Source organism: Campylobacter magnus (genome assembly GCF_028649595.1).
Classification (GTDB): domain Bacteria; phylum Campylobacterota; class Campylobacteria; order Campylobacterales; family Campylobacteraceae; genus Campylobacter; species Campylobacter magnus.
In genome coordinates this window covers 185,505-209,348 of the sequence record NZ_JAQSLK010000002.1, presented here as the reverse complement: position 1 = coordinate 209,348, position 23,844 = coordinate 185,505, and the positions used below count along the sequence as shown (strand labels likewise).

The window sequence follows — 23,844 nt, the reverse complement described above, 5'->3', positions numbered from 1 at the left end:
TTTTTAGAATTTTGGCTGAAATTATAGCACAATTTTCGCATATTTCAAGGCTTTTTGATAATTAAAATATAAAAGATCTTTATAAAGTAATTTTAAAATATTTATGCTACAATGTGCAGGTTAAAATCACTTTATTTAAAGGACGAAATTTGGCTAATGATAATCTAGAGTATATAAAAGAAGGCTTAAGCACCCAAGAACAAATCCTAACTCAAGCAATCGCAGGTGAGCGTTTTGCTAGAAAACACAAGGGTAAAATCATAGCAATAGTAGTTATTGGCATACTAGCTATAATCTACTTTAGCGTAGCTCATTTGATAGAACAAAACAACATAAAAGCAAACAATGCCCTTTTTAGCAAGCTTTTGGCAAATCCAACTGATACTGCCTTGCAAAACGAACTAGAAAAAGCAAATATCAATCTTTTTGCTCTTTTTGCTCTCGGGCAAGCAAAAGAAAATAATAGCACGGCTTTAATAGATCGTGCTTTAAATAATATAAAAGATGAAAATCTGCGCCAAATCTTACTAGCTAGCAAGGGCGAAAATGTAGCTTTAATGGGCGATTATGAGACTTTAATCTCTGGCTTTAAAGAGTTAAAAAATGCTAAATTTGACGCTGCTAAACTAGAATTCTCTAAAATTCCAGAGAATTCTAGTTTAAAAGAAATTAGTAAAAATCTAGAACATTATCAAGGGATAAAACAATGAAAAATTTAATCTTTTTAGCAATTTTTGCACTAGTTTTTAGTGCTTGTTCTACAAAAAGGCAGTATTTTGAGCCAACAAATATAAGTGGTGATGCTAAAATCTCAAGTCTAAATGCTAGCATAAAGCACTCTACACGCAATGGTGCTACGCTCTCAAATGGCACTCTAATCACGCAAAATGGCCTCCAAAGTAAAGCCCTAAGTGCTAATGAGTATTTTCTTGGCTCGTATGAGGGGCAGGATGTAAGTTCTACAATCGAGGGCAAACTAACGATCCGCCAAGGCTCTGCACTGGTTTTTGAACATCAGTTTGATGAGGCAATAGTCTCAGCCTCTATAGAGGGCAACCGCCTAGCAGCACTAAGTGCGGCAAATAAAATCTACTTGCTTTTGATAGATACAAATGAAGTTATTTTAGAATACGCAAGTGGCGCAAGCTACGCGCAAGATGCTAGGACAGCTGCGCCTGTGTTTTTAAATACCATTATTGTATATCCTACGCTTGATGGTAAGGTAATGATAGTGCAAAAAGACAGCGGTACTATAGTGCGTGATGCTGTGGTAAGTAGTGAGAATTTCTTTAACAATATCATCTATCTAGATGTAGAAGGCGACTATCTCTATGCTGCATCTGGGACCAGAATTCTCTCTATCAGCCCTGATCGCACCACCACAATAGCCGAACAGATAAAAGATATCAAGCTGCATAATGGGCGCATTTATGTTCTACTTAAAAACGGCTTTATTAAAGTATATGATCTAAATCTTAGAGAGATTAATAAGCGTGAGTTTAAATTTGCGATTTTTTCAAATATTATCGCTCGTGGAGATAAGCTATATATCTTTGAAAAAACAGGCTATATCATAGAAACAGACTTAAATCTAGGCAACGAACGCATTCTAAAAGCTAGCGAAATAACAGATAAAAGCTTTGCTTCATCAAATGCGTTTTATTATGATAATAAAATGATTAACATAGAGTAATGAATAATTTTATCTCTTTACTTTTTAGCGGACAAAAACTTTTATTAAAAAATACTAAAAGCCTTGATTTTAAGGCTTTTAGCGCAAAGCGAAATTATGAGCTTATTTATGGTATTGATGAGAGTTCGTTTCACACCTTTGTTTTTATCCGTAATGCAAAATCTAGATTTGTGCTAAAAGATCTAGAATTCCTTAATGAACTAAGCGAAAAAATAGCTTCAAAACTAGGTATAGTAGTAAAAAAACGAGTGCTATTTTATAACTCGCCTATTTGTTCAAAGGTTTTAAAGCACGAAGAATTTAAAAAAAATTGGAAATTTTATGATTTTATGTGATATTGGAAATACAAATGTCCATATTAACGAAAATGGCAAAATACGCACTTTAAGCTTTGAAGAGTTTAAAGTATATCGCCCTGATGAAGTGCTATACTACATAAATGTAAATCCGTCTGTTAAAGTAAATGCTAGTTTTGTAAATCTAGCTAAGAAAATTAAATTTCGCAGCACTTATACAGGACTTGGCGTAGATAGAGCCTTTGCTTGCTACAGCGTGGAAAGTGGCGTAGTAGTAGATAGTGGCTCAGCAACTACCATTGATATAATGCACAATGGCATACATCTAGGTGGGACGATTTTGCCAGGGCTTGAGGCTTTTGCTAGGGCTTATGAGAGCATTAGTCCAACCTTAAAATTCACACTAAATACAAATATCTCGCTTGATACCATACCACAAAACACAAATGATGCTATTAGCTACGCTGTAGTAAAAAGCGCAGTAGCAATAATAAACGAACTAAGTGGTGGTAAGAATATATATTTTACAGGTGGAAATGGAGCCTTTTTAAGCCGTTTTTTTGAAGGGTCAATATATAATAAAAACCTAGTTTTTGATGGTATGATAAAGCTTTTAAAAGAGGAGAATTTATGCTAAAAATCGCACTGCCAAAGGGTCGCATAGCAAAAGAGACTTTGAATGCATTTTCGCAAATTTTTGGCGGCAGCTTTGAGTTTGAAGATAGAAAATTAAAGCTTGTTAAGGATGATTTTGAGTTTTTAATGGTGCGAAATCAAGACATCGATACTTATGTTATGGGCGGGGCAGCTGACCTTGGTGTGGTTGGGCTTGATGTACTTGAAGAACACGGTAGCGATGTTTTGCGCCTGCTTGATCTAGATTTGGGGCATTGTAAGGTTTGTGTTGGGACAATAGGTGGCGAACAAATTGATTATAACAAAACTAGCGAGCTAAGAGTAGCTACAAGTTTAGATAATATCACACAAAAATATTTTAGCGCAAAGGCTGTGCCTGTAAAAATAATTCATCTTTATGGCTCAGTTGAGCTAGCACCTCTTGTAAATTTAGCTGATTGCATAGTAGACATCGTAGAAACAGGCGATACTATGCGCCAAAATGGGCTTGCACCTTGTGAGGAAATAATGAAAAGCTCAGCCTACCTAATCGCAAACAAACTAAGTTTTGTTAGCAAAAAAGCAGAAATTTTAGAAATCTACTCAAAACTAGAAGCTCTTATAAAGGCCAGAAATTGACATTTTTTAGCATAATTGGCTCTATTATCTTTTTTCTTTTTAATCTCTACTCTTATAAAAGTCTATGTAAAAATGCTTTATTTAAGCGACTTAATGTGGTTTTGCTTTTTATTTTTACCCTACTTTTTAGCTGTGAGTTAGCATTTTTCTTTCATTGGACTAGCTCAAATAGCATGGCTTATTCTCTTAGCGTTTATGCTATTGGCTTTTCTTTTATGGCTTTTTGTGTGCTTGGGCTTGGAGATTTACTTGGGGCGTTTTTTGCTTCTCGCAAAAACAAAAGCCGCCAAAATATCCGCATGGTTTATGACACGCTAGTGCTTTGTTTGCTAGTTTGTTATATCGGCTTTGGGGCGTATAATGCTTCTACTTTAAAAGTTAAAGAGCGTAATATAGAAATAGCAGGACTAGAAAAAAGTCTGCGAGCTGTCATGATAAGCGATGTACATCTTGGCAATTTTTTAGGACTCAAACACGCCCAAAAGGTAGTAGAGCTAATAAATAAAGAAAATCCTGAGATGGTTTTTATAGTAGGTGATTTCATAGATACAAAGGCTTATAGGCTTGGTGATATCGCAGAGCCTTTTAAAAACCTTAAGGCTCAGGCCTTTTTTGTAAGTGGAAACCATGAGTTTTATCACGGTATAGAAGGAATTTTTGAAAAAATCTCTGAGCTTGGCATAAAGATAATAGACAATAGCTCAGTAGAGCTTGAGAGTATAAATATAGCAGGACTTAGCGATCTTCAAGGTGCAAACTTTGGCATGGAGCCAAATCCACTAAAAGCTCTAGCAGATGTGAACCGCTCAAAGCCTACTATACTGCTCTCTCATCAGCCAAAAAGCCTATCGCTACTAAGCTTTGATGAGCTAAATAATATCTCGCTAGTGCTTAGCGGACACACGCACGCTGGACAGATTTTTCCATTTTCACTGCTTGTGTGGGCAGCACAAGGCTATATATATGGAGAGAGCGACATCACCCCACGAACAAAGCTAGTGGTAAGCTCTGGCGCAGGCTTTTGGGGGCCACCGATGAGAATACTCTCAAACAATGAAATAGTAGTACTAAACCTTATCCCAAGAACGCCTAAATGATAAATAATATAATTTCTAGAGCTTTTGGATCTTTTGCTAGCATAAAATTTCCAAAAACTATACAAAATATCATAAATAAAAGCTATGCTAAGATGTTTGGTATAGATTTTAGCGAGTTTAGAGACTGCGGCGAGTATGAGAGCCTAACTGCGCTTTTTACACGCACTTTAAAAAACCCTAGAAAGCTAGATGATGGTTTTATCAGCCCTTGTGATGGACTGGTGCTTTATTGTGGCAAGGGTTTTGAAGGGCAGGCTTTTAGCATAAAAAATCACACTTATAGCCCAAAAGAGCTTTTATCTAGCGCTTGTGATGAGAGCGAGCTTGATGGGGGCTTTGATTATGCTAACCTTTACCTTAGCCCAAGGGACTATCACAATTTTCACGCGCCTTGTGATTTTGAGCTTTTAAGTGCTGTTTATGAAAGCGGCGAGCTTTATAGTGTGGCTCCAAAATACCTAGCAAAAATCTCAAATCTATACGCTAAAAACGAGCGTGTAGTGCTGCGCTGTAAAAGTGGAGAAAAGCTCTTTTGGCTGGTGTTTGTAGGGGCTTTAAATGTTGGAAAAATAAAGATATTTTGCGATGAGCGCATACAAACAAATGCAAATCTTGGTCCTAGCGTGTATGAGTATGAAAACAAGCATTTTAGCAAGGGCGAGCCTTTGGGCTGTTTTGAGCTTGGTTCTAGCATTGTAATAATCGCTCAAAAAGGGCTACTAAACTTTAATATCCAAGAAAATCAAAAAATAAAATTCTCTCAAAAAATCGCTGATATAAAATAATAAAAAGCTAGGGAATTCTAGAATTCCTAGTAAAAATCTAGGCAAAATCTAGAATTCCTATATGAAGTTTGTCTAGGGAATTCTAGAATTCCTATATGAAGTTTGTCTAGGGAATTCTAGAATTCCCTAGCAAAATTCCAGAATTCCTAGACAAATTATCCGCAGCTAGCAGCTAAATACGCTTTTAAACTCAAATGGAGTTGGACGCTCTTCATACGGCCAAACTTGGGTTTCAAACTTATAGTGTTGGTAAGTTTGGATAAACTCATTGCTCATCGCAGGGGCCAAAAACTCATTATCTCTAATAAGTGCTTCTAGGCTACCACGCAAGGTGTGTGGAAACTGCTCTATTCCACGCTCTCTAATCTCATCAAGCGTTAGTTTAAATAGATTTTCATCCATAGGCCCTACTGGCTCTGTTTTTTTGCGGATACCATCAAGCCCCCCAAGCAAAAGTGCTGCAAAGGCTAGATAAGGACAGCTTGTCGCATCTGGAAATCTAAACTCTGCTCTGGTGCTTTTATTACTGCTACCATAAGGGATGCGCACGCTTGCTGAGCGGTTTTGGCATGAGTAGGTTAGGATATTTGGTGCTTCAAAGCCTGGGATTAGGCGTTTGTAGCTGTTTGTGCTAGCGTTTGTAAAGGCTGCGATTGCCCTTGCGTGAGCAAGAACGCCACCTATATACCAGCGCGCGATATCGCTAAGTCCGGCATATCCGCCCTCTTCGTAAAATAAATTTTTACCATCTTTCCAAAGCGAGTTATGCACATGCATGCCGCTACCATTATCTCCATAAAGTGGCTTTGGCATGAAAGTAGCAGTTTTACCATTTAAATGCGCTACCATTTTTACTACATATTTGTAGATTTGCACATTATCAGCAGCTTCTATTAGCGTGCTAAACTTCACGCCGATTTCGCCTTGGGCTTGGGCTACTTCGTGGTGATTTATAAAGGTTTCAATTCCTATTTGATTTAGCACATTTACCATTTCAGCCCTTAAATCTACCATTGTATCAATCGGCTGAACTGGAAAATATCCACCTTTTGCTCTTGGGCGATGACCGCTATTAAAGCCGTCTTTGTAGCGTTTAGTATCGTTCCACTCGCCCTCTTCGGTATCTAGCTCAAAGCCAGCGTGATTTGGACTATCAAAAATTCTAACATCATCAAAGACAAAAAACTCATTTTCACAGCCCACATACACAGTATCAGCTAGGCCGCAACTTTTTAAATGCGCGATGGCTTTTTTGGCAATTGAACGAGGGCATTTTTCATACATTTGCCCCTTATAAACATCATAAACATCGCAGATTACAACCACAGTCATATCAGCTGTAAATGGATCTAAAAACGCAGTTTCAATATCTGGCTTTAAAATCATATCGCTTTTATCAATCGGCTGCCACGCATCAATGCTGCTGCCATCAAAGGCAATGCCATCAGTAAAGCTTTCTTCATTTAGCGCACTTAGGTTGTAGCTCATGTGATGCCACATACCCTTTATATCAGTAAAGCGGAAGCTTACAAACTTAACTTCGTTTTTGTCGCAAAAGTCAAAAAAGCCCTTTACATCATTTACGAATTTTCCCATTATTTCATCCTTTCAGGGTAAATTTTTATTTTGATACTGAAATTATATCTCTTTAAGCTTAGTTTAATATTAAAAAAAGGGGTCTTTTTGAAAATTCACTTATTTTTTACTCTAGGAATTCTAGAATTCCTAAATTCTAGAATTCCTAAATGAAAATTCACTACAAATCTAGAATTCCTAAGGAATTCTAGATTTTTATGAGTTTAGATTTTGCGCAAACTCTAGCACCTCGTAGTATTCTTTTTCTAAAATTCCTAGCTCGCCTTTTTTGTCTTCTAGTTCTTCAAACAAAGCTTGAAGCCCTATTTCTTGATATATTTTTGGATCGCTTAAAGCATGGTTTAGCTCAGCTATTCTAGCCTCTATTGCCTCGATTTTCTCAGGGTGCTTGTCTAGAATTTGCTGTTGTTTGTAGCTTAGCTTGGCTGTTTTTTTCTTGGCTGGTTCTGCTAGGCTCTCATCATTTGCGCTTATTTCACTCTCGATTGCGTTTATTTGCTTCATTTCTTCTTCGTACTCAAGATACTCGCTATACTCCATGACAAGCTGGCTGATTGAGCCATTTTCATACGCCCAGAGCTTGTTTGTGATTTTATCTACAAAGTAGCGGTCATGACTTACTATTAAGATTGCTCCCTCAAAGCTTAGCAAATACTCTTCAAGTATATTTATAGTAGCGATATCAAGGTCGTTTGTAGGCTCATCAAGGATAAGGCAGTCAAACTCGCCGGTAAAGAGTTTTGCAAGGCTTAGGCGGTTTTTCTCGCCACCACTTAGCGTGCTTACTGGCTTGTCTAAAAACTCTTTTGGAAACAAGAAGTTTTTAAGATAGCCATAAACATGCAAGCTACGACCCTTTACGCTGATATGATCGCCTCCATTTGGACAGAAGTTTTCTATAAGGCTTTTTTCTTCATCTATATTTGTGCGGTGCTGGTCAAAATACCCTATGCGAATATCGCCTTTTTTTAGCACGCCACTATCAGGGGCGATCTGCCCGAGCAAAATTTTTAGCAAGGTGGTTTTGCCAGAGCCATTAGGCCCTACGATGCCGATACGCTCACCTTGAAGCACCCTAGCATTAAAGCCGTTAAAAAGCAGCTTGCCATCCATACTTTTTGCTAGATTTTCACACTCAAAGAGCATTTTTTTGCGGTTTTGGTTTAGCCCACCTTGATTAAAGCTTTTTGTTGCCCTCTCAAGCTCTAGCTTTACTTTGCGGATTATGCCAGGATTTTTTTTGGCTTGTTCTCGCATTGAGAGTATGCGCTCTTTTCTGCCCTCATTTCGCTTTAGCCTACCACGCACGCCGCGCCTCAGCCACTCTTCTTCTGCTTTTAGCTGTTTTAGCAAGGTATCGTGGCTTTTTAGTGCTGAGGCTAGAATTTGTTCTTTTTTATCCAGGTAATTAGCATATCCACCATCAAAAAATGTTAGCTTTCCACCATCAAGCTCTACTGAGCGAGTGGCAAGATTGTCTATAAAATATCTATCGTGGCTTATAAAAATCATAGTTTGATTTTGCCCAAGCAAAAGTTCTTCCAAAAAACGCACCATATAAACATCAAGGTGGTTTGTGGGCTCATCAAGCAAAAGAATATCAGGCTTTTTAAGAATTAAGGCACCAAGGGCAACTCTACGGATCTCTCCACCGCTAAGAGAGGCTATCAGCCTATGCTCAAACTCACGCAAAGCAAAGCTATCAAGCACGCGTTCTACTTTATTTTCTATATTCCAGCCTTCTTTGCTCTCAATAAACCTTCCTAGCTCATCTTGACGAGCGTGGAGTTCTTTATCATCTGGATTTATAGCCATTTTTAGCATTAGTTCTTCGTATTCGCTTCTAGCAGCGTAGATATCTTTTAGCTCGTGTTTTAGGGCGGCTCTTACATCAAAGCTATCATCAAATTTTGGCGTCTGGCTTAGCATTTGCACGCTAATTCCACCTTCTTTTATCACCCTGCCAGCATCTGGGGCTAGGCTTTGTGAGATTATATTCATTAGCGTACTTTTACCATCGCCGTTTTTGCCGATGATTGCTATGCGTTCTTTTGCGTTTATGCTGAAATTTACATTATCTAGCACCACTTTATCGCCAAAACGCTTTGATACATCAATAAGGTCAATTAGAGCCATAATTGTTCCTTTTTTTATAAATTTTATTAAAAGATTAAAATTTCTTATTATATCTTTTAAAATTTAAAAAACCTATAAAATTCTAGAATTCCTAACTAAAATCTTTAAGAATTCTGCTAGAATTTTGCTTATGGAAATAAGCAAAAATACAAAAGCAAAAGAGCTGTCTTTGCGCTCACTAGCCCTGCCAATTTTCTTTGATATGGCACTAAAAACGCTTAGTGTGACGCTAAATGTCTTTATGGTGGCGCATGTAAATGTTCTACTTGTAGGAGCCATGAGCGCTGGAAATCAAGTATTTACGCTATTTATCACAATTTTTAGCTTTTTATCTATTGGCTGTTCTGTTGTAGTAGCCCAAAGTCTAGGCGCAAAAAACGCAAATTTAGCTTTGCGGGCAATTCATATTTCAATCACGCTAAATGCTTTTTTAGGGCTTGTTAGCACAGCTTTTATTTATTTTTTTACAAAAGAAGTTTTAGCACTACTAAATGTGCCAGATGAGATTTTTAAAGATGCTTATGAGTATTTACACTACATGTGTTTGGCACTTTTTTTAGCTGGTATTGGCATCGTTGTAGCTAGCATTTTGCGTGTAAAAAACATGGCAAATTATATAGTCATAGTCTCACTCATCACAAACGCTATCGTGCTACTTGGCAATGCTTATGTGCTTGGCTTTCTTTCATTTTTGGGGCTAAATGAAGAGAGCCTGGGGCTAAAAGCTGTGGCTATGGTCGCTATTGTAGCGCATTTTAGCGGGCTTTTGCTGCTAATATTTTTTCTTATTTACAAAGCAAAAGTTCATATACATTTGGGCTTATTTTTTAAGCTTACTTTAAGCGTTGTTAGCAAAATCTTAAAAGTTGGCTTGCCAAGCGCAGGCGAGAATTTACTTTGGTTTGGTCAGTATATGGTGGCTTTTGCCTTTATTGGGCTACTTGGCGCTGCTAGCCTAAGCGTTCAAAGCATTTATTTTCAAATCAGCACTTATATTTTTCTTGTTTGCACCTCTGTTTCTATGGCCTGTGAGGTGATAGTGGGGCATTTAGTGGGAGCCAGACGCTATGATGAAGCCTACAAAAAAGCCTTTTACGCACTTAAAATCGGCGTTGGCACGACTTGGGTCATAGTGCTAGGCTTTTGGATATTTAAAGAGCAAATCATGGATCTTTTTGATTTAAGTGGCGAGATTAGAGACATTATGAGACCGCTTTTTACGCTCTCGCTTATACTTGAAAGTGGCAGGGGCTTTAATATCATCATGGTAAATAGCCTTAGAGCCACTGGTGATGCGAGATTTCCTTTTATTATGGGGATAATTTTCATGTGGGGAGTGAGCTTGCCTGTGGGCTATATCTGCGGTATCGTGCTTGAGTTTGGCATTGTTGGTGTGTGGGCTGGATTTTGCGTAGATGAGTGGGGGCGAGCTATCGCAAACACACTTCGCTGGCGCAGCCGCAAATGGCAAAATAAAACGCTAGTGTAGGGAATTCTAGGGAATTCTAAAGAATTCTAGAATTCCCTAGGCTTTTTTTGGACTATGGAGTATTTTTTATATACATTAAATATAAACTAATTAAAAATCCTTGATATAATTGCGCTATGAAGTTTTATGAGTTTGAGATAAAAGAGAGTAAAAAGGCTGTTAAATACCTGCGCTTAAAAGTGGGACAAAGTGGCGAAATTTCGCTATCAATCCCACTTCGCACTAAAGAAAATCACATCCTAGAATTCCTAGAAAAAAACCTAGAATGGCTACGCAAAACCAGCGCAAAAATAAAGGCAAAAAATAGCGCAAAAAATGAAAATCAGGTAGAATTTCTGGGTCTAAGCTACGAGCTAATCATAGATAAAAATGCAAGTGGTGTTAGCATCGAGCTTTTTAGTATAAAAGCAGCTAGCAAGGCTGATTTTAGGCATTTTTGCGACCAAAAGGCAAAGGAGCTATTAAATGCTAGTATCGCGCACTTTGCCCCACTTATCGCTCGCCCCATAAATCACATAAGCTTTAAGCACATGCGCACTCGCTGGGGTAGCTGCAACAAAGCCAAAGGCTACATAAATCTAAGCCTAGATCTAATCACAAAGAAAAAAGAGTTCATAGAATATGTCGTTTTACACGAACTAGCCCACCTAGTTCACGCAAATCACAGCAAGGACTTTTACGCCCTTATTTCAAAGCATATGCCTGATTACAAAGCTCGCATAAAAGGCTAGGAATTTCACTTAATTTAGCTCAAATTTTGATAAAATCAGGGCAAAATCTTTACAAGGAGTGTCAAATGGCAATCGGTTTAAACTCAAGCTTTGCTTATCAAGGCAACTACTACGATCCAATGTCAAGGAATGACCAAGCACAAAACCAACAAGCAAGTGTAGCTCAAACTGCTATAATGCAAAACAATGTAATGCAAGCAAATAATAGCAACCAAAGTGGCACAAGCACAAGCGATCAAAGCAAAAATTCGCAAAGTGTAGCTTCTGTGCAAAGCGCAGCTTCTACGCAAAACGCGGCTTATGTGAACAATAATACTAGCGTAAATAGCATAAACGGCGCACAAAACAGCCAAAATCCAAATAATAGCCAAATCCAAACGCTAAATGCTAGACTAGCACAACTAAACTCACTAACTCAAAATAGCGCAAACTACGGCGTAGGCGCAAATGTGCTACAAAATATCGCTATCCAAAACCAAGGCTCAACGCTAGGCAATCAAAATATCACCGCACTACAAAATACAGCTAGCCTAATGGCAGCCCGCAACGCAGCGATAAACACAAATCCAGCGCAAAACGCTAACCAAGCGCAAATGACACAAAATGCCAACCAAGCGCAACAAAACGCTAATCAAACAGCACAAAATAGTAGCGTAAATGCTCTAAATGCTAACTACATGAACGCAAATAGTGCTACAAATACGCAAAATTCTACAAATCCAGCTTTTGCTAACACACTAAACTTTAACCAAAATAGCGCAACGCAATATAGCCAAAACACAGCTGCTGCGCTAAATAACTTTACAAACGCAAATGCTAGTAACTTTGCTAACTACAACGGTGCAAATGCTACACAAAATATTAATTTTGCAAATAACACGCAAAGCACAGCTTCTGTGCAAAACGCAGTTTCTACTCAAAACGCTCAAAATATAGCAAACCAAAATGTAGCAAATAGCATTCAAAGCAATGTAAATAACCTACAAAACACTATCCGCCAACAAATGAATATGCTAAATAGTGGCGCAGTCCAAACACAAAACTTCAATCCACTTGTCTAAAGCAACTTTTGCGCTAAAAATCTAGAATTCCTATGCTCTAGGAATTCTAGATTTTAAAGCCAAAAAAAATCCCTAAACTTCAATTCCCTAAGTTTTTTATTGTTTCTAAGTGATTTTATATATAGAATTCCTTAAAGAAAAAAAGCACTCTAAAAGGGAATTCTAGAATTCCTAGAGAATTCTAGAATTCCTAGAGAATTTCTCTTTGTCCCTTAGCATTTGGCTCACTTAAAAAGCCTGCGTTTTGAAGCTGTTCGATTATATTTGCAGCTCTATTATAGCCTATGGTAAGGCGGCGCTGAAGGTAGCTAATAGATGTTTTTCTCTCGCTTAAAATCACTTCTTTTGCCTGTTCAAAAAGCTCATCTACCTCGCCACTAGCACTACCCCCTAAGCCTGCGCTAGTATCTTTGCCATCGCTTAAAAAGCTCTCATCATAAAGCGCCTCACCTTGTTCTTTTAAAAACTCCACTATAGTCTCTATCTCAGCCTCGCTGGCAAATGGCGCGTGCAGCCGCACTAGCCCAGGGCTGCCAGGTGGTGTAAAGAGCATATCTCCACGCCCCAGTAGGCTCTCAGCTCCTAGTTGGTCTAGTATTACTTTGCTGTCTATTTTTTGCCCTACTCTGTAGCTTATGCGGCTTGGCAGGTTTGCTTTGATTAGCCCAGTTACTACATCTACGCTAGGGCGCTGTGTGGCTACTATCAGGTGTATGCCACTAGCGCGCGCCATCTGGGCTAGGCGACCTATGCTAAACTCCACATCCTTGCCAGATGTCATCATAAGATCAGCTAGCTCATCAATGATAACTACGATAAAAGGCAAGCTCGCCTCGCCTTGTTCTTTCATTTTTGCGTTGTAGCTTTCTATGTTTTTGGTCTTGCTAGCAGCCATGAGCTTGTAGCGACGCTCCATTTCAGAGACTAGATTTTCTAGCACATTTACAGCCTTTTTTGCCTCGGTTATGACTGGCGTTAGCAGGTGTGGAATTCCCTCATACATTGAAAACTCCAGCATTTTTGGATCTATCATGATTAGGCGCAGGGTTTGTGGGCTATTGCGGTATAAAAGGCTTAAAAGCATTGCGTTTATGCCTACGCTTTTGCCTGAGCCGGTTGTGCCTGCAATTAGCAAATGCGGTAGTTTTTTAAGATCAGTTACAAAAGGCGCGCCAACTATATCCTTGCCAAGCGCTATTGTTAGTTCGCTTTTTGCGGTGCTAAAAATCTCGCTTTCTAGTACTTCGCGCAGGTAAATCGTCTCTATATCGCTATTTGGTATCTCTATGCCTACTACATCTTTGCCTGGGATTGGGGCTTGGATGCGTATAGTTTGCGCTCTTAAAGCCATGGCTAGATCGTCTTGGAGATTTAGGATTTTTCGCACAGGGACATTTGGCGCAGGCTTAAACTCAAAGGTAGTAACAACTGGCCCTGAGTATGTGCGGATCACATCTCCGTCTATTTTGAACTTGCGAAGCTTTTCAAGCAAATCAGCGATTTTGCTATCTATCTCGCTCTCGCTTACGCCTTTGCGCTTTTTTGGTGCTTGGGCTAGAAAATCTAGGCTTGGAAGTTTAAAGTCCTTTGGGGCTTCTTGATGGCCTTTTTCTATTTGGGCTAGAAGTTCTTTATTTTCTGCTACTTCGCTTAGGATTTCTACGCCGGTGGCGGTGATTTTTGGGGCGTTTTCATCAGGGAATTCTAAATTCTCATTAGGAAATTCTACATTTTCATTTTGGAATTCTAGTTTTTGTTCTTGGAATTCTAGATTTTCATTAGGGAATTCTAGTTTTTCATTAGGGAATTCTAGATTTTTATCTTGGAATTCTAGTTTTTCATCAGCGGAATTTTGAGCAGAATTTTGCTCGTTATATTCGTTTGTTTCTAGGGCGTTTTTATATGATTGTAGTTCATCTGTGCTTTTGGCTTTTTTGATTTTTGGAGCAGTCCTAGGCTTTATGATATTTTGCGTGCTTGGCGCAGGTGCAGCAGGCTTGCTAGCTGGTTTTAGAGACTTGGCGTCTTTTTTTGCCTTGGCAAAGGCTTCAAGTATCACAGTATCAAGCCTTTTGCCAAAAGAAAGGCTAAAGCCTATAATAATGCCAGCAAGAGAGCAAAGCAGCGCACCAAGCGTACCTATATAGCCTTTTAAAATATCTAAAACAAAAACGCCAAAAAGCCCAGCAAAACTAGGTTTTAGCATGGCAAGTGCTAAAAGAACTGAAAGAAATAGCAGCAGCCCACCAGCAATGCCTGAGCCTAGATTCCAGCTAAAATGATGATGATATTTGTAAATTTTCCACGCAGGATAAAGCAAAGCAAAAGGATAAATAATGCCAAAAGAGCCAAAAAAATCTCTGTTAAAAAAGCCGATAAATGAACCCACGCCGCCTACAAAATCGGCATTTGGCATAGCTGATGAAATACCGACAAAGAGCAAAATAAACACACAAAGCAAAAAAATAGAAAGTCTCAAAATAAAAATCCTAGAAAAAAAATCTCCGTGATTATAGCTTATTTTGTTTAAGTTTGTATTAAGGGAATTCTAGATTTGCCACGCTAAGCTTGGAAAAAATCTAGAATTCCTAGCAAAAGTTGCTCAGCAATTCTAGATTTTTGGCTATTACATATAGTTTAGCAGGCTAATTTGGTTGATTTTTGAAGTAGCTTGTAGCATTGCCTGATAGGCTAGCAAGTTGTTTTGAAACTGCATTGCTAGCTCGCCATAATCAGCATCAATCACCGAGCTTTTTACCTCAGCTACATTTAGGTATAAGGTAGTCGCGCGCTCATTTGTGTCTGTGATGTGGCGAGAGTTTGTGCCAGCGATAGCGTGGATTTTATTTACATGATCCATGATGTGATCTAGGCGTTTTATAGCACCTTGGACACCTGATGTGCGTGGGTTTACGCCATTAGCATTGCCGTAAAAATCGCCGTTAAAAACAGCCTCTATCATATCATCAAGATCAGCAAAAAGATCAATGCTAGGGCGGTCTATCGTCACAGCATCATTTTTGTTAAAGCTTAGCACACTAGCACTTTTGGTGTTTGCGGTGCCGACAGCATCTGGATAATCCTTGCCCCCGTGATCTTGATACATTGCTATTTTTATGTTAGTTGCTGATGTGGTTTTGTCCTTTAGAGTTATTAAACCACGGTGATCCATAGTGCTCTCAACTGAGACTGAAGCTTGTAAAAAAGTCTCTTCAAATGCTGCGTAAGCTGCATCTAAGTCTTGCTGCGTCTTAGGGTTTGTATGATTTTTACCTTGCATTTTATCAAGGTTGCCACTTGCTAGGATTGTAAGCATATCATTTATTTCTTTAAAGCTTAAATCGTCAGTTTCTACCATTTTGGCTTGATTGCCTATTTGTCTAGGCGGATTAGCATTTGGGTCTATTTGCTCATTCCAAAAGGTTTTATAAAAGTTACCTTGATAAACAGCTTTGTCTGGTTGAAATGGCGGTTGTCGAATCGTAATGGTTGGATAGGTTGTAACTACTTTTGTAACTGGGTCTGTTACTTGCGTTCCGTTAAAATCAATGGTAGCTTTATATCTATTTCCATTTTTTGCAGTTACATCAATGATAAGATCATCAGCTTTTGCTAGTGTAGTTCCAGCAGCATTTGGGTTGCCACCTCCAACTGCGCCGATTTGTCCTGATGAGAGGCCTGCTACTTCGCTTAATCTAGTGTTGTTTGTAGCAAAGCTATTGTCTTTGCGAACGATTTGGCTGGTGTTGTTTTGGACTGTTGCGCCTTTGTTAGCAAAGTTTACTTTGTCATAGTCTGTAGCCGTCGCTATGCCATCATCTGGGCTTACATAGTTTGGTGAGCTTATAAAGCTTGTTAGATGCACATTTCCAGCAGCTACTGCTTGTTTTATTTCCTCTAAGCTAGTTGCTTTTTGAATTTTATCAGTCTTCCACAGATTGGCTTCTTGGGCTGTTCCTTCTTGCGCTGTTAAGCCAAAAATCGAAAAGCTCATCATTTCATTGCCGTTTTGTAAATTTGTCATTTGGATTTGAGCATCTTTGTTTATACTAACTTCTACTACTTTGTTTGTATCAGTATTTCCCATGGCTCTGCCCATTTGCTCTAGCAGGTCTGAGACCTTTGCACCAGCGCTTAGCTCAAACTTGGTTGAAAAGCTCTCTCCGCTTGGACGCTGTCCTTGCATGAAAAATACAGTTGGCGGCAGATCTTTTACCTTATCCCTGGTAAAATCTGTCGTATAGTTCATTTTACCATCTGCTGCTATCTTAGCACTAGTGCGGTAATCAGTGCCAATAAACTTATATATTTCATCAGTTAAGCGCATATATTCTTTATTTCCGTTTTGCGGGTTTAGCTCTTCGTGTTTGTTTATTAGCGTGATATTTGTAGTTACTTGCTTAGCATAGTCATTATCCCTGCCTAAAAACAAGCCCTCGCCTGGGATATTAAAAGGCACGGTTAGGTTTGAACCAGCTAGCACCTCGATATTATTACCATTGCCATTATAAGTACCATCAGCACTAATTGGCTTGGTATCAACTGCTGTGCCTGAGAAAAGATATTGTCCGTTTATAGCGGTGTTTGAGATGCTTACTAGCTGGTCGCGCATTGCTTTTAGGTCGTTTGCGATAGCCACACGGCTAGTTGTGCTGTGCTCGCCTGAGTTTGCGGCTTGGATGAGTTTTACTTTGAAGCTATCAAGCGTATCGGCAAAGTCATTTAAGGTCTGGTCTGTGTTTTTGGCAAACTCGCTGGCTTTGGTGGTGGCTTCTTTTATTTGTTCTAGTGTGGTTGCCTCGTAATCAAGACGAGTTGCATCTACATAGATGCCTACATCCTCATAAGGTTTGGTGATTTTCATGTGGGCTGAGAGTTTTTCTATTGAGTCGTAGTTTTTTGCTGCGCTACTTTGGTAGTTTAGTAGGTTTTGGCGGCTTTGTAGTTGGTTTGTGATACGCATTTTTATCCTTTTTTTTGCTTTTAGGCTAAAATCGGCAAAAAGCAAATGTTTTTTAGACTTACAAGCAAATTTCGTGCCGAAAATGCGATAAGGGCCCATCTTGCGGACGCTTTTTGAGAGTTTTGACTTGGGCAGCCCAGCACCTTACGAGCGAGCTTTTGCACCGTTTTCCTGCGGCTTTTGCCTTGAAAAACTGGCGCAAAACTCGCTCGAACGCCACCGCTACGGTGCTCTAGCCCTGCGCCAAAACTCTCAAAAATCGCCTCGCAATCTTAGAGCCTTTGGGGGTAGTTGTTAAATCTAGGGAATTCTAGAATTCCCTAGAAAAAAACTAAGAAATTTTACTTAAAATCTCTTTAAATCTATTAGGAATTCTAGAAATTTTGCTATTTTCTATATACACTAGCTGAACTTCTGCGCTAAAAATCACCTTTTCATTAAGCAAAATTTCTTGCTCTAAAATAATAGCCAAATCACTATTTCTAGCACAAACTGAGCGTACTTCAATCTCATCACCAAGCCTAGCTGAAGCACGAAATTTAGCATTTATGCTAGTTAGCACAAAGTAGCATTGCTCATTAAATGCGTCTTTGCCAAGAGTGCGAAAAATATACTCACTTCTAGCCCTCTCGCAAAAGCGCAAGTAATTTGCGTGATAGACTATGCCCTGAGCGTCCGTATCATCGTAATAAACACGAAATTTCATCATTTGCTCTCGGCTCTGGCAAAAACGCTGATTTTAGCTCGCAAGAAAAATAGCCCAAGGCGAGCAATCATCGCAATTTTCAAGGTTGTTTCGCTAGCTTCGTGAATGCGAGCAAAGTTCTCATCAATAGCACTCTCGCCAAGAGCCGCTGCTGCTGTAATGTAGCTCGTAAAATAATAAAACAAGCACGCCAAAACCGCAATAATAAGGCTTAGCATAAGAGTGCTAAGTTTAAGCTGGAAACTAGCCCCGCTCCCCCGCCAGCTAAAAATCTCAAATAGCAAGGCAAAAAATCCACAAAATAGCGCAATATAGTTGTATTTCATAAATACCTGCGCTAGCAAAGTGCCAGCTTGTAAGGCACTTAGCGTGCCTGGCGTGATGTAAAGATCTGATCTAAAGAGCACCGGCGCGCTAAGACCGATTGCAACCTCCACGCCCAAAGTAAGTGCAAGTATAAAAAGATAAATGCTTGAAAGTGCTTTCATGTTTTTCCTTTTTTTATATTTTTTATGCTTTAAAATGCTTAGGAATTCTAGATTTTATTTTAAATCTTTTAACAAATCTAGAATTCCCAAGCCAAATCTAGAATTCCTAAAACTAAAAATCTAGAATTCCCAAGTCAAATCTAGAATTCCTAAGCTAAATCTAGAATTCCTAATACTCTTGCCAAAGTCGCATATTTAGCATATGAGCGATATTTGCTCTCTCATCATCTAGGCTTGTTGGCTCGCCGTGACCGCAATAAAGCTTGATATTTTGTTTGATTTCTAAGACCCTGCGCAGACTTTCTTGCATGTCCTTTGCGTTTGAAAACTCAAAATCCCAGCGCCCAACCGAGCCTTTAAAGATAAAATCTCCGCAAAACCAAGTATTTTCTAAGCCCTCAAGCTCTATGCAAGAACAGCCCGGCGTATGCCCAGCAAAGTGATGAAAAGTAGCCTTAAAGCCTGAAATATCCACGCTCCCATTTGGCTCAACTAAAAAATCAGCATCAAAACTATCTCGCAAAATTGCAAAAGGATCGCTAGCAGTAAAGACCTCATCTGCCTTTGGCAAATAAATAGGCACGCCAAGCTCACGGCGCAAAACATCAGCGTCATAAACATGGTCAAAATGCCCATGCGTAAGCAGCACGGCTACTGCGCCTACTGCGTTTTGTTTTACCCACTGAGAGGCACCCATGCCTGGATCAATTATCAGGCTTTTTTCGTTATTCTTTACTATATAGCAGTTTGTGGCATATTCGCCAAAGGCCCTAGTTAAAATTTCCATATTTTTCCTTTAAAATAAAGCTAATCTTAACATTTTTTAAGCTAAAATTCAAGCTATGAATTACGAAAAAATTGAAAAAAATATCCTAGAATTCCTTAGAGATTATTTAGCTACAAGTGGCGCAAAGGGTTTTGTGCTAGGGCTTAGCGGTGGGCTAGACTCAGCTGTGGTTGCCACGCTGTGTGCCAAAATCGCTCCCACACACGCTTTGCTTATGCCAACACACCTTTCAAATAAGGCAAACTTAAAAGATGCCCTGCGCCTAGCAAAAACACTTGGCCTAAATCATAAAATCATTGATATTTCAAATATTTTAGAGAGTTTTTGCGCAGCAAATGAACTAAGCAAGCAGCAAAAACTGCGCTATGGCAATCTTTGCGCTAGGGTAAGGATGTGCTTACTTTATGATTACAGCAGTGAGCATGCTTTGCTTGTAGTTGGCACGAGCAATAAAAGCGAACGCCTGCTAGGCTATGGCACGATTTTTGGCGATATGGCGTGTGCCTTAAATCCCATCGGCGAGCTATTTAAGAGTGAAATATTTGAGTTTGCGGACTTTTTGGGCGTGGATAAAATGATAATAAACAAAGCCCCAAGCGCAGATCTATGGGAAAATCAAAGCGATGAGAGCGAGCTAGGATATAGTTATAAAGAGCTTGATGGCGCACTTGATTTTATCTTAAAAGGTTTAGGGAATTCTAGAATTCCTAGCGATGAAATTCCTAGCGATAAAATTCCTAGCGCAGGAATTCTAGAATTCTGTAAAAAACGCATGAAAAACAATGCCTTTAAGCTAAACACGCCAGCTATCGCTAAAGTGCTAAGAGAGTAAAATGGAAAATATAGAAAATACTAGCCTTGAAATACCTTTTTTCAAGCCCTTTTTTGATGAAAGTGAGAGCGAGCTTATCAGGGGGGCATTAAATGGCGAGAAAAGCACGGCTATTTTTGAGGCTAAAGTAGCTAGCTACTACAACGCAAAGCACGCAATAGCCACAAACAACGGCACTGCTGCCAAGCACCTAGCCTTGTGTGCTATGGATATAAAAAGAGGCGATAAGATAATTTGTCCTGTAAATAGCTTTGTTAGCTTGCCTGAGGTTATTCGCTACTTTGATGCTGAGCCGATTTTTGCTGATATTGATAAGGATGATTTTTGCCTTGAGCCAGCGGCTTTAGAGAGCGTTATAAAGGCAAATCAAAGCAAAAAGCTAAAGGCTGTTTTTCTAACTCACCTTGGCGGACAAAGCGCAAAAATAGATATCATCAAGCAAATTTGCGAAAAATATGGGCTAAAAATCATACACGATAGCGCCTTTGGAGTGCGGTATAATGGTGCTTTGGTTGGTGGTGGCGATGAGTTTATGGGCTGTTTTGGCTTTCAGCACAGTGGGCTTAATCAAATAGCAAGCTCAGGCATAATCCTAACAAATGATGATAAAATCGCAGCTAGGGCTAGACTCTTTCGCTCTCATGCTATGGAGCAAAAAAGACTTGATGATGGAAGCCTTGCTTATATCTATGATGTCAAGTACATAGGGCAAAGATACGACCTAGACGCACTTAGCGCTGCTTTTTGTCTAGCGCAGTTTGGCAAAAACGAAAGCAATATCAAAGCCCACCAGCATATAGCGCGTCTTTATGATGAGAAGCTAGCAAATGTCGCTCACATCAGCACCCCAGTAAAAAAAAGAGATCATATCTACACACAGTATATCATCAAGGTTGATAAAAATAGAGATGGTTTTGCCAAAGAACTGCTAGCGCAGGGCATAGGCGTGGGCTTACACTATGTGCCACTTCATTTGCTAAGCTATTATAGAAAAAAGTATAACTACCGCATAACTGACTTTCCAGCTGCGCTAGGAGCGTATTCTCAGGTACTTTCCTTGCCTATTTATCCAGCCTTAAGTGAAGCTGAAATCGAGCATATCTGTAAGGTTATCACAAGGATAGCAAGTGCTAGAGTATAGGGGCTTTGAGAGCTTTTGTTCGGCTTATTTTTATAGCCCTAGTTGGTGGCAAAAAATGCTTAGTTTTTTGCTCCTGCCTTTTTCGCTGATTTATTGCTTAATCTCAAGGCTGAAATTTAGCTTTTTGTGCGGCCAAAAAGACTTAGGAATTCTAGTTTTTAGCGTGGGAAATCTAGTAGTTGGCGGCTCTGGCAAAAGCCCACTATGTAAGGCGATTTATAGCTTTTTTAATGAGATGAGCGAGTATAAAAATGCTGTTTTCATCGTGCTTCGTGGATATAGGCGAAAAAGCAAAGGCTGCGTAGTGGTATCGCAAAAGGGCGAAATTCTAGTGCCTTGTGATATAAGCGGCGATGAGGCTATGGACTATGCGATAAATGGCGCAAATGTGATAGTTAGCGAGGATAGAGAAGCTGGCATTTTAAAAGCCAAGCAACTAGGCGCAAAAATCGTTATTTTAGATGATGGATTTAGGCATTTTGGTATTAAAAAATTTGATATTTTATTAAAACCTTTTAGCGAACCAGCTTGTGATTTTTGCCTGCCAAGTGGGGCGTATAGGCTACCAAAGAGCTTTTATGCTTTGGCTGATTTTATACCTGATGATAGCGATATAGTAAGGAATTCTAGAATTCTCTACCCCACAGAGCGTATGGTGCTAGTCTCAGGCATAGCAAATCCAAGCCGTCTAAATAAGCATTATGGTAACTGCGTGGCGCATTATCATTTTAGCGACCATTATGATTTTAGCGCAGATGAACTAAAAGAAATTCTAAAAAAACACGCTGCTACAAGCCTACTAGTTACCAGCAAGGACTACGCAAAGATAAAAGATTTTGGAATTCCTGTTTCAGTTATAAAATTAGAGTTAAATTTAAGTGAGAATTTTAAGGAAAAATTACTTGAATATGTAAGAAAATGTGACATAAATAAAATGTAGCATTTACTTATTTTATTTATGTGCATTTATAAAATTATCAAATTTTAATTATAATTAAAGCGTGAAAATCAAAAAATTTAGCTAAAATTCAAAAATTTCAAACTTAACTTTTGGTGGAGTAAAAAATGTCAAAATTAAACATAGACCAAAAAAAGATTAAACAATTATTTGAAGATAAAAGATCTGATTTTTTAATACCTGATTATCAACGCCCTTATGCTTGGGGAGAAGATGAGTGTCAAACTCTTTGGAAAGACATTTTTGATTTCGCTTTTCCAGATAAAAAACCTGAAAATTTTAATTCTGATGAAGAATATTTTTTAGGCCCTATTGTAACTTTTGAGAATAATAAAAAGCTTGAAGTAATAGATGGGCAACAAAGGCTTACTACTTTAATGCTATTGCTTAGGGTTTTTTATAAAAGACTTGAAAAAATGGAAGATGAAAATTCTATGCGAACAAAGCAAAACTTGGCACAATGTATTTGGAAAAGTGATGAATTTGGCAATGAAAACAAAGAAAAATTAAAAATAGATTCTCAGGTAGCCTTAGATGAACATAAGAATGAATTTTTAGAAATTCTAAAAACTGGTGATGCTAAAGATTTTAAAAGCCAGTATGCCATAAATTTTAGGTATTTTGAAAAAGAAGTAGATGAATTTTTAAAAGAATATCCTAATTATTTCGCCTATTTACCAACTAGAATTTTAAATAATTGTATTTTATTGCCTATTGAAGCAGATAATGAAAAAACAGCACTTAGGATTTTTTCTACTTTAAATGATAGAGGCAAGCCACTAGCTGATGCAGATATTTTTAAAGCACAATTTTATAAATTTTATGTAGCAAAAAATCAAAAAGATGAATTTATAGAAAAATGGAAAAATTTGGAAATTTTATGTAAAGAGGTATTTTCTAAAAAAGATAATACTTCTACTGATGAAATTTTTAATCGTTATATGTATTATCAAAGAGCTTTAAAAGGTAATAAAAATAGCACAACAGAGGGTTTGAGAGATTTTTATGAAAAGGATAGTTATGCTTTATTAAAAAGCGATAGGACTTTTGAAGACTTGCAAAACTTGGGTAGCTTTTGGCAAGCAATTTCTATTCAAGATAAAAATTATTTTGATGAAAATACTTTAAGATGGCTTTTTATTTTAAACTATGCCCCAAATATAATGTGGGCAAATATCACTTCTGTATATTTTATGAAAAATAGAGATGAGCAAAATAAGCTTGATAATATAAAATTTGCTAAATTTTTAGAGAAAATAACAGCGTTTATTTTTGCATATTCTTTTATATATCCTAGCGTCTCTCAGCTAAGAATACCTATTTATAGTGCTATGATAGATATTATTAACGACAAGGAAATGGATTTTTCAAAGTTTTTGTTTGAAAAAGAAAATTTAAAAACATTTATACAAAATCAAAAATTTAGCAATAATAATTCAATAACTCGTTCTATACTTACTTGGTGGTTTTTAAAAGATAGTACCCAAAAAACACCGGGATTAACTGAGCAATTTCAAATAGAACATATTTACGCAAAAGAAAGAGCAAAAAGAGAAAATTTTAGTGGCAATGAAATAGAATTTATTGGCAATAAAGTCCTTTTGGAGCGAACAATAAACATTAGAGCAAGTGATTTTAGTTTTGCTGACAAAGAAAAACATTATAAAAAATCACAAAATAATGAATTAAACTCTATACATAAAAACTATAGTGAATTTGGCAAAACCGAAATAATAGAAAGAAATAATAATATTATAAATGATTTTATTTCTTTTGTAGAAAAAAACAATTTAATTAAAACAACAAGTTTATCTTAGTTATATTAAAAGGA

The 23,844-nt window shown here is 38.1% G+C and carries 22 protein-coding genes; 15 read left to right on the top strand and 7 right to left on the bottom strand.

The features are described from left to right. Positions 1-149 precede the first annotated feature (149 nt). From PTQ34_RS03545 to PTQ34_RS03515, 7 genes are read left to right on the top strand one after another with little or no spacing between them, the layout of a single operon-like run. Positions 150-710: a hypothetical protein gene (locus PTQ34_RS03545; protein ID WP_273932148.1), complete on the top strand. Its 561-nt coding sequence runs from the start codon at positions 150-152 to the stop codon at positions 708-710. Continuing rightward, positions 707-1,693: an L-seryl-tRNA selenium transferase gene (locus PTQ34_RS03540; protein ID WP_273932147.1), complete on the top strand. Its 987-nt coding sequence runs from the start codon at positions 707-709 to the stop codon at positions 1,691-1,693. The genes PTQ34_RS03545 and PTQ34_RS03540 overlap by 4 nt, the downstream gene beginning before the upstream one ends. Next, the gene (locus PTQ34_RS03535) at positions 1,693-2,028 is read left to right on the top strand and encodes a hypothetical protein (protein WP_273932146.1); all 336 of its coding nucleotides are present in this window, start codon (positions 1,693-1,695) and stop codon (positions 2,026-2,028) included. The genes PTQ34_RS03540 and PTQ34_RS03535 overlap by 1 nt, the downstream gene beginning before the upstream one ends. Continuing rightward, entirely contained in the window at positions 2,015-2,626 is a 612-nt protein-coding gene (locus PTQ34_RS03530) for a type III pantothenate kinase (RefSeq protein ID WP_273932145.1), read from the top strand. The genes PTQ34_RS03535 and PTQ34_RS03530 overlap by 14 nt, the downstream gene beginning before the upstream one ends. Next, complete coding sequence (gene hisG / locus PTQ34_RS03525; RefSeq protein WP_273929862.1) at positions 2,620-3,243, top strand: ATP phosphoribosyltransferase; 624 nt, start codon at positions 2,620-2,622, stop codon at positions 3,241-3,243. The genes PTQ34_RS03530 and hisG overlap by 7 nt, the downstream gene beginning before the upstream one ends. After that, positions 3,240-4,340: a metallophosphoesterase gene (locus PTQ34_RS03520; protein WP_273932144.1), complete on the top strand. Its 1,101-nt coding sequence runs from the start codon at positions 3,240-3,242 to the stop codon at positions 4,338-4,340. The genes hisG and PTQ34_RS03520 overlap by 4 nt, the downstream gene beginning before the upstream one ends. Beyond that, entirely contained in the window at positions 4,337-5,125 is a 789-nt protein-coding gene (locus PTQ34_RS03515; RefSeq protein WP_273932143.1) for a phosphatidylserine decarboxylase, read from the top strand. The genes PTQ34_RS03520 and PTQ34_RS03515 overlap by 4 nt, the downstream gene beginning before the upstream one ends. Positions 5,126-5,290: 165 nt before the next feature. Here the strand turns inward: PTQ34_RS03515 and glnA are convergent, their stop codons facing one another. Both glnA and abc-f read right to left on the bottom strand, forming a co-directional pair. Continuing rightward, complete coding sequence (gene glnA / locus PTQ34_RS03510) at positions 5,291-6,721, bottom strand: type I glutamate--ammonia ligase (protein WP_273929865.1); 1,431 nt, start codon at positions 6,719-6,721, stop codon at positions 5,291-5,293. Positions 6,722-6,916: 195 nt separating this feature from the next. Then, complete coding sequence (abc-f, locus tag PTQ34_RS03505) at positions 6,917-8,857, bottom strand: ribosomal protection-like ABC-F family protein (protein ID WP_273932142.1); 1,941 nt, start codon at positions 8,855-8,857, stop codon at positions 6,917-6,919. 130 nt (positions 8,858-8,987) lie between these two features. Here abc-f and PTQ34_RS03500 point away from each other — a divergent pair, with 130 nt between their 5' ends. The 3 genes from PTQ34_RS03500 to PTQ34_RS03490 all read left to right on the top strand — a co-directional run bounded on the left by PTQ34_RS03500 (position 8,988) and on the right by PTQ34_RS03490 (position 12,138). Next, positions 8,988-10,346, top strand: coding sequence for an MATE family efflux transporter (locus tag PTQ34_RS03500; protein WP_273932141.1), 1,359 nt, complete (start codon positions 8,988-8,990; stop codon positions 10,344-10,346). Positions 10,347-10,462: 116 nt separating this feature from the next. Next, entirely contained in the window at positions 10,463-11,077 is a 615-nt protein-coding gene (locus PTQ34_RS03495) for a M48 family metallopeptidase (RefSeq protein ID WP_273932140.1), read from the top strand. 65 nt (positions 11,078-11,142) lie between these two features. Further along, positions 11,143-12,138 carry a hypothetical protein gene (locus tag PTQ34_RS03490; protein WP_273932139.1) on the top strand — a complete coding sequence of 332 codons (996 nt, stop codon included), beginning with the start codon at positions 11,143-11,145 and terminating at the stop codon, positions 12,136-12,138. Positions 12,139-12,328: 190 nt separating this feature from the next. Here PTQ34_RS03490 and PTQ34_RS03485 read toward each other — a convergent pair whose 3' ends face one another. Then, a complete protein-coding gene (locus PTQ34_RS03485) occupies positions 12,329-14,617 on the bottom strand; it encodes a DNA translocase FtsK 4TM domain-containing protein (RefSeq protein WP_449727696.1) in 2,289 nt (762 codons plus the stop codon). A 147-nt stretch (positions 14,618-14,764) separates the two neighbouring features. Continuing rightward, positions 14,765-17,101, bottom strand: a complete 2,337-nt coding sequence (locus PTQ34_RS03480) for a flagellin N-terminal helical domain-containing protein (RefSeq protein WP_273932138.1) — start codon at positions 17,099-17,101, stop codon at positions 14,765-14,767. Positions 17,102-17,201: 100 nt separating this feature from the next. Here PTQ34_RS03480 and PTQ34_RS03475 point away from each other — a divergent pair, with 100 nt between their 5' ends. Further along, entirely contained in the window at positions 17,202-17,399 is a 198-nt protein-coding gene (locus PTQ34_RS03475) for a hypothetical protein (protein ID WP_273932137.1), read from the top strand. Positions 17,400-17,432: 33 nt separating this feature from the next. On the opposite strand, the gene PTQ34_RS03470 is transcribed toward PTQ34_RS03475, so the two are convergent. The 3 genes from PTQ34_RS03470 to PTQ34_RS03460 all read right to left on the bottom strand — a co-directional run bounded on the left by PTQ34_RS03470 (position 17,433) and on the right by PTQ34_RS03460 (position 19,082). Beyond that, positions 17,433-17,807 carry a YbgC/FadM family acyl-CoA thioesterase gene (locus PTQ34_RS03470; RefSeq protein WP_273932136.1) on the bottom strand — a complete coding sequence of 125 codons (375 nt, stop codon included), beginning with the start codon at positions 17,805-17,807 and terminating at the stop codon, positions 17,433-17,435. Then, positions 17,807-18,295, bottom strand: a complete 489-nt coding sequence (locus tag PTQ34_RS03465) for a DUF4149 domain-containing protein (protein ID WP_273932135.1) — start codon at positions 18,293-18,295, stop codon at positions 17,807-17,809. Before PTQ34_RS03465 ends, PTQ34_RS03470 begins: the two co-directional genes overlap by 1 nt. Before the next feature lie 169 nt (positions 18,296-18,464). Further along, positions 18,465-19,082 carry an MBL fold metallo-hydrolase gene (locus PTQ34_RS03460; protein WP_273932134.1) on the bottom strand — a complete coding sequence of 206 codons (618 nt, stop codon included), beginning with the start codon at positions 19,080-19,082 and terminating at the stop codon, positions 18,465-18,467. A 55-nt stretch (positions 19,083-19,137) separates the two neighbouring features. On the opposite strand from PTQ34_RS03460, the gene PTQ34_RS03455 reads away from it, so the two are divergent. The 4 genes from PTQ34_RS03455 (at position 19,138) to PTQ34_RS03440 (ending at position 23,830) form a co-directional block, all read left to right on the top strand. Further along, positions 19,138-19,914, top strand: a complete 777-nt coding sequence (locus PTQ34_RS03455) for an NAD+ synthase (RefSeq protein WP_273932133.1) — start codon at positions 19,138-19,140, stop codon at positions 19,912-19,914. 1 nt (position 19,915) lies between these two features. Then, positions 19,916-21,055, top strand: coding sequence for a DegT/DnrJ/EryC1/StrS family aminotransferase (locus tag PTQ34_RS03450; protein WP_273932132.1), 1,140 nt, complete (start codon positions 19,916-19,918; stop codon positions 21,053-21,055). Then, a complete protein-coding gene (locus tag PTQ34_RS03445) occupies positions 21,042-21,995 on the top strand; it encodes a tetraacyldisaccharide 4'-kinase (RefSeq protein ID WP_273932131.1) in 954 nt (317 codons plus the stop codon). The genes PTQ34_RS03450 and PTQ34_RS03445 overlap by 14 nt, the downstream gene beginning before the upstream one ends. A 125-nt stretch (positions 21,996-22,120) precedes the next feature. Beyond that, positions 22,121-23,830 carry a DUF262 domain-containing protein gene (locus tag PTQ34_RS03440; RefSeq protein WP_273932130.1) on the top strand — a complete coding sequence of 570 codons (1,710 nt, stop codon included), beginning with the start codon at positions 22,121-22,123 and terminating at the stop codon, positions 23,828-23,830. Positions 23,831-23,844 lie beyond the last annotated feature (14 nt).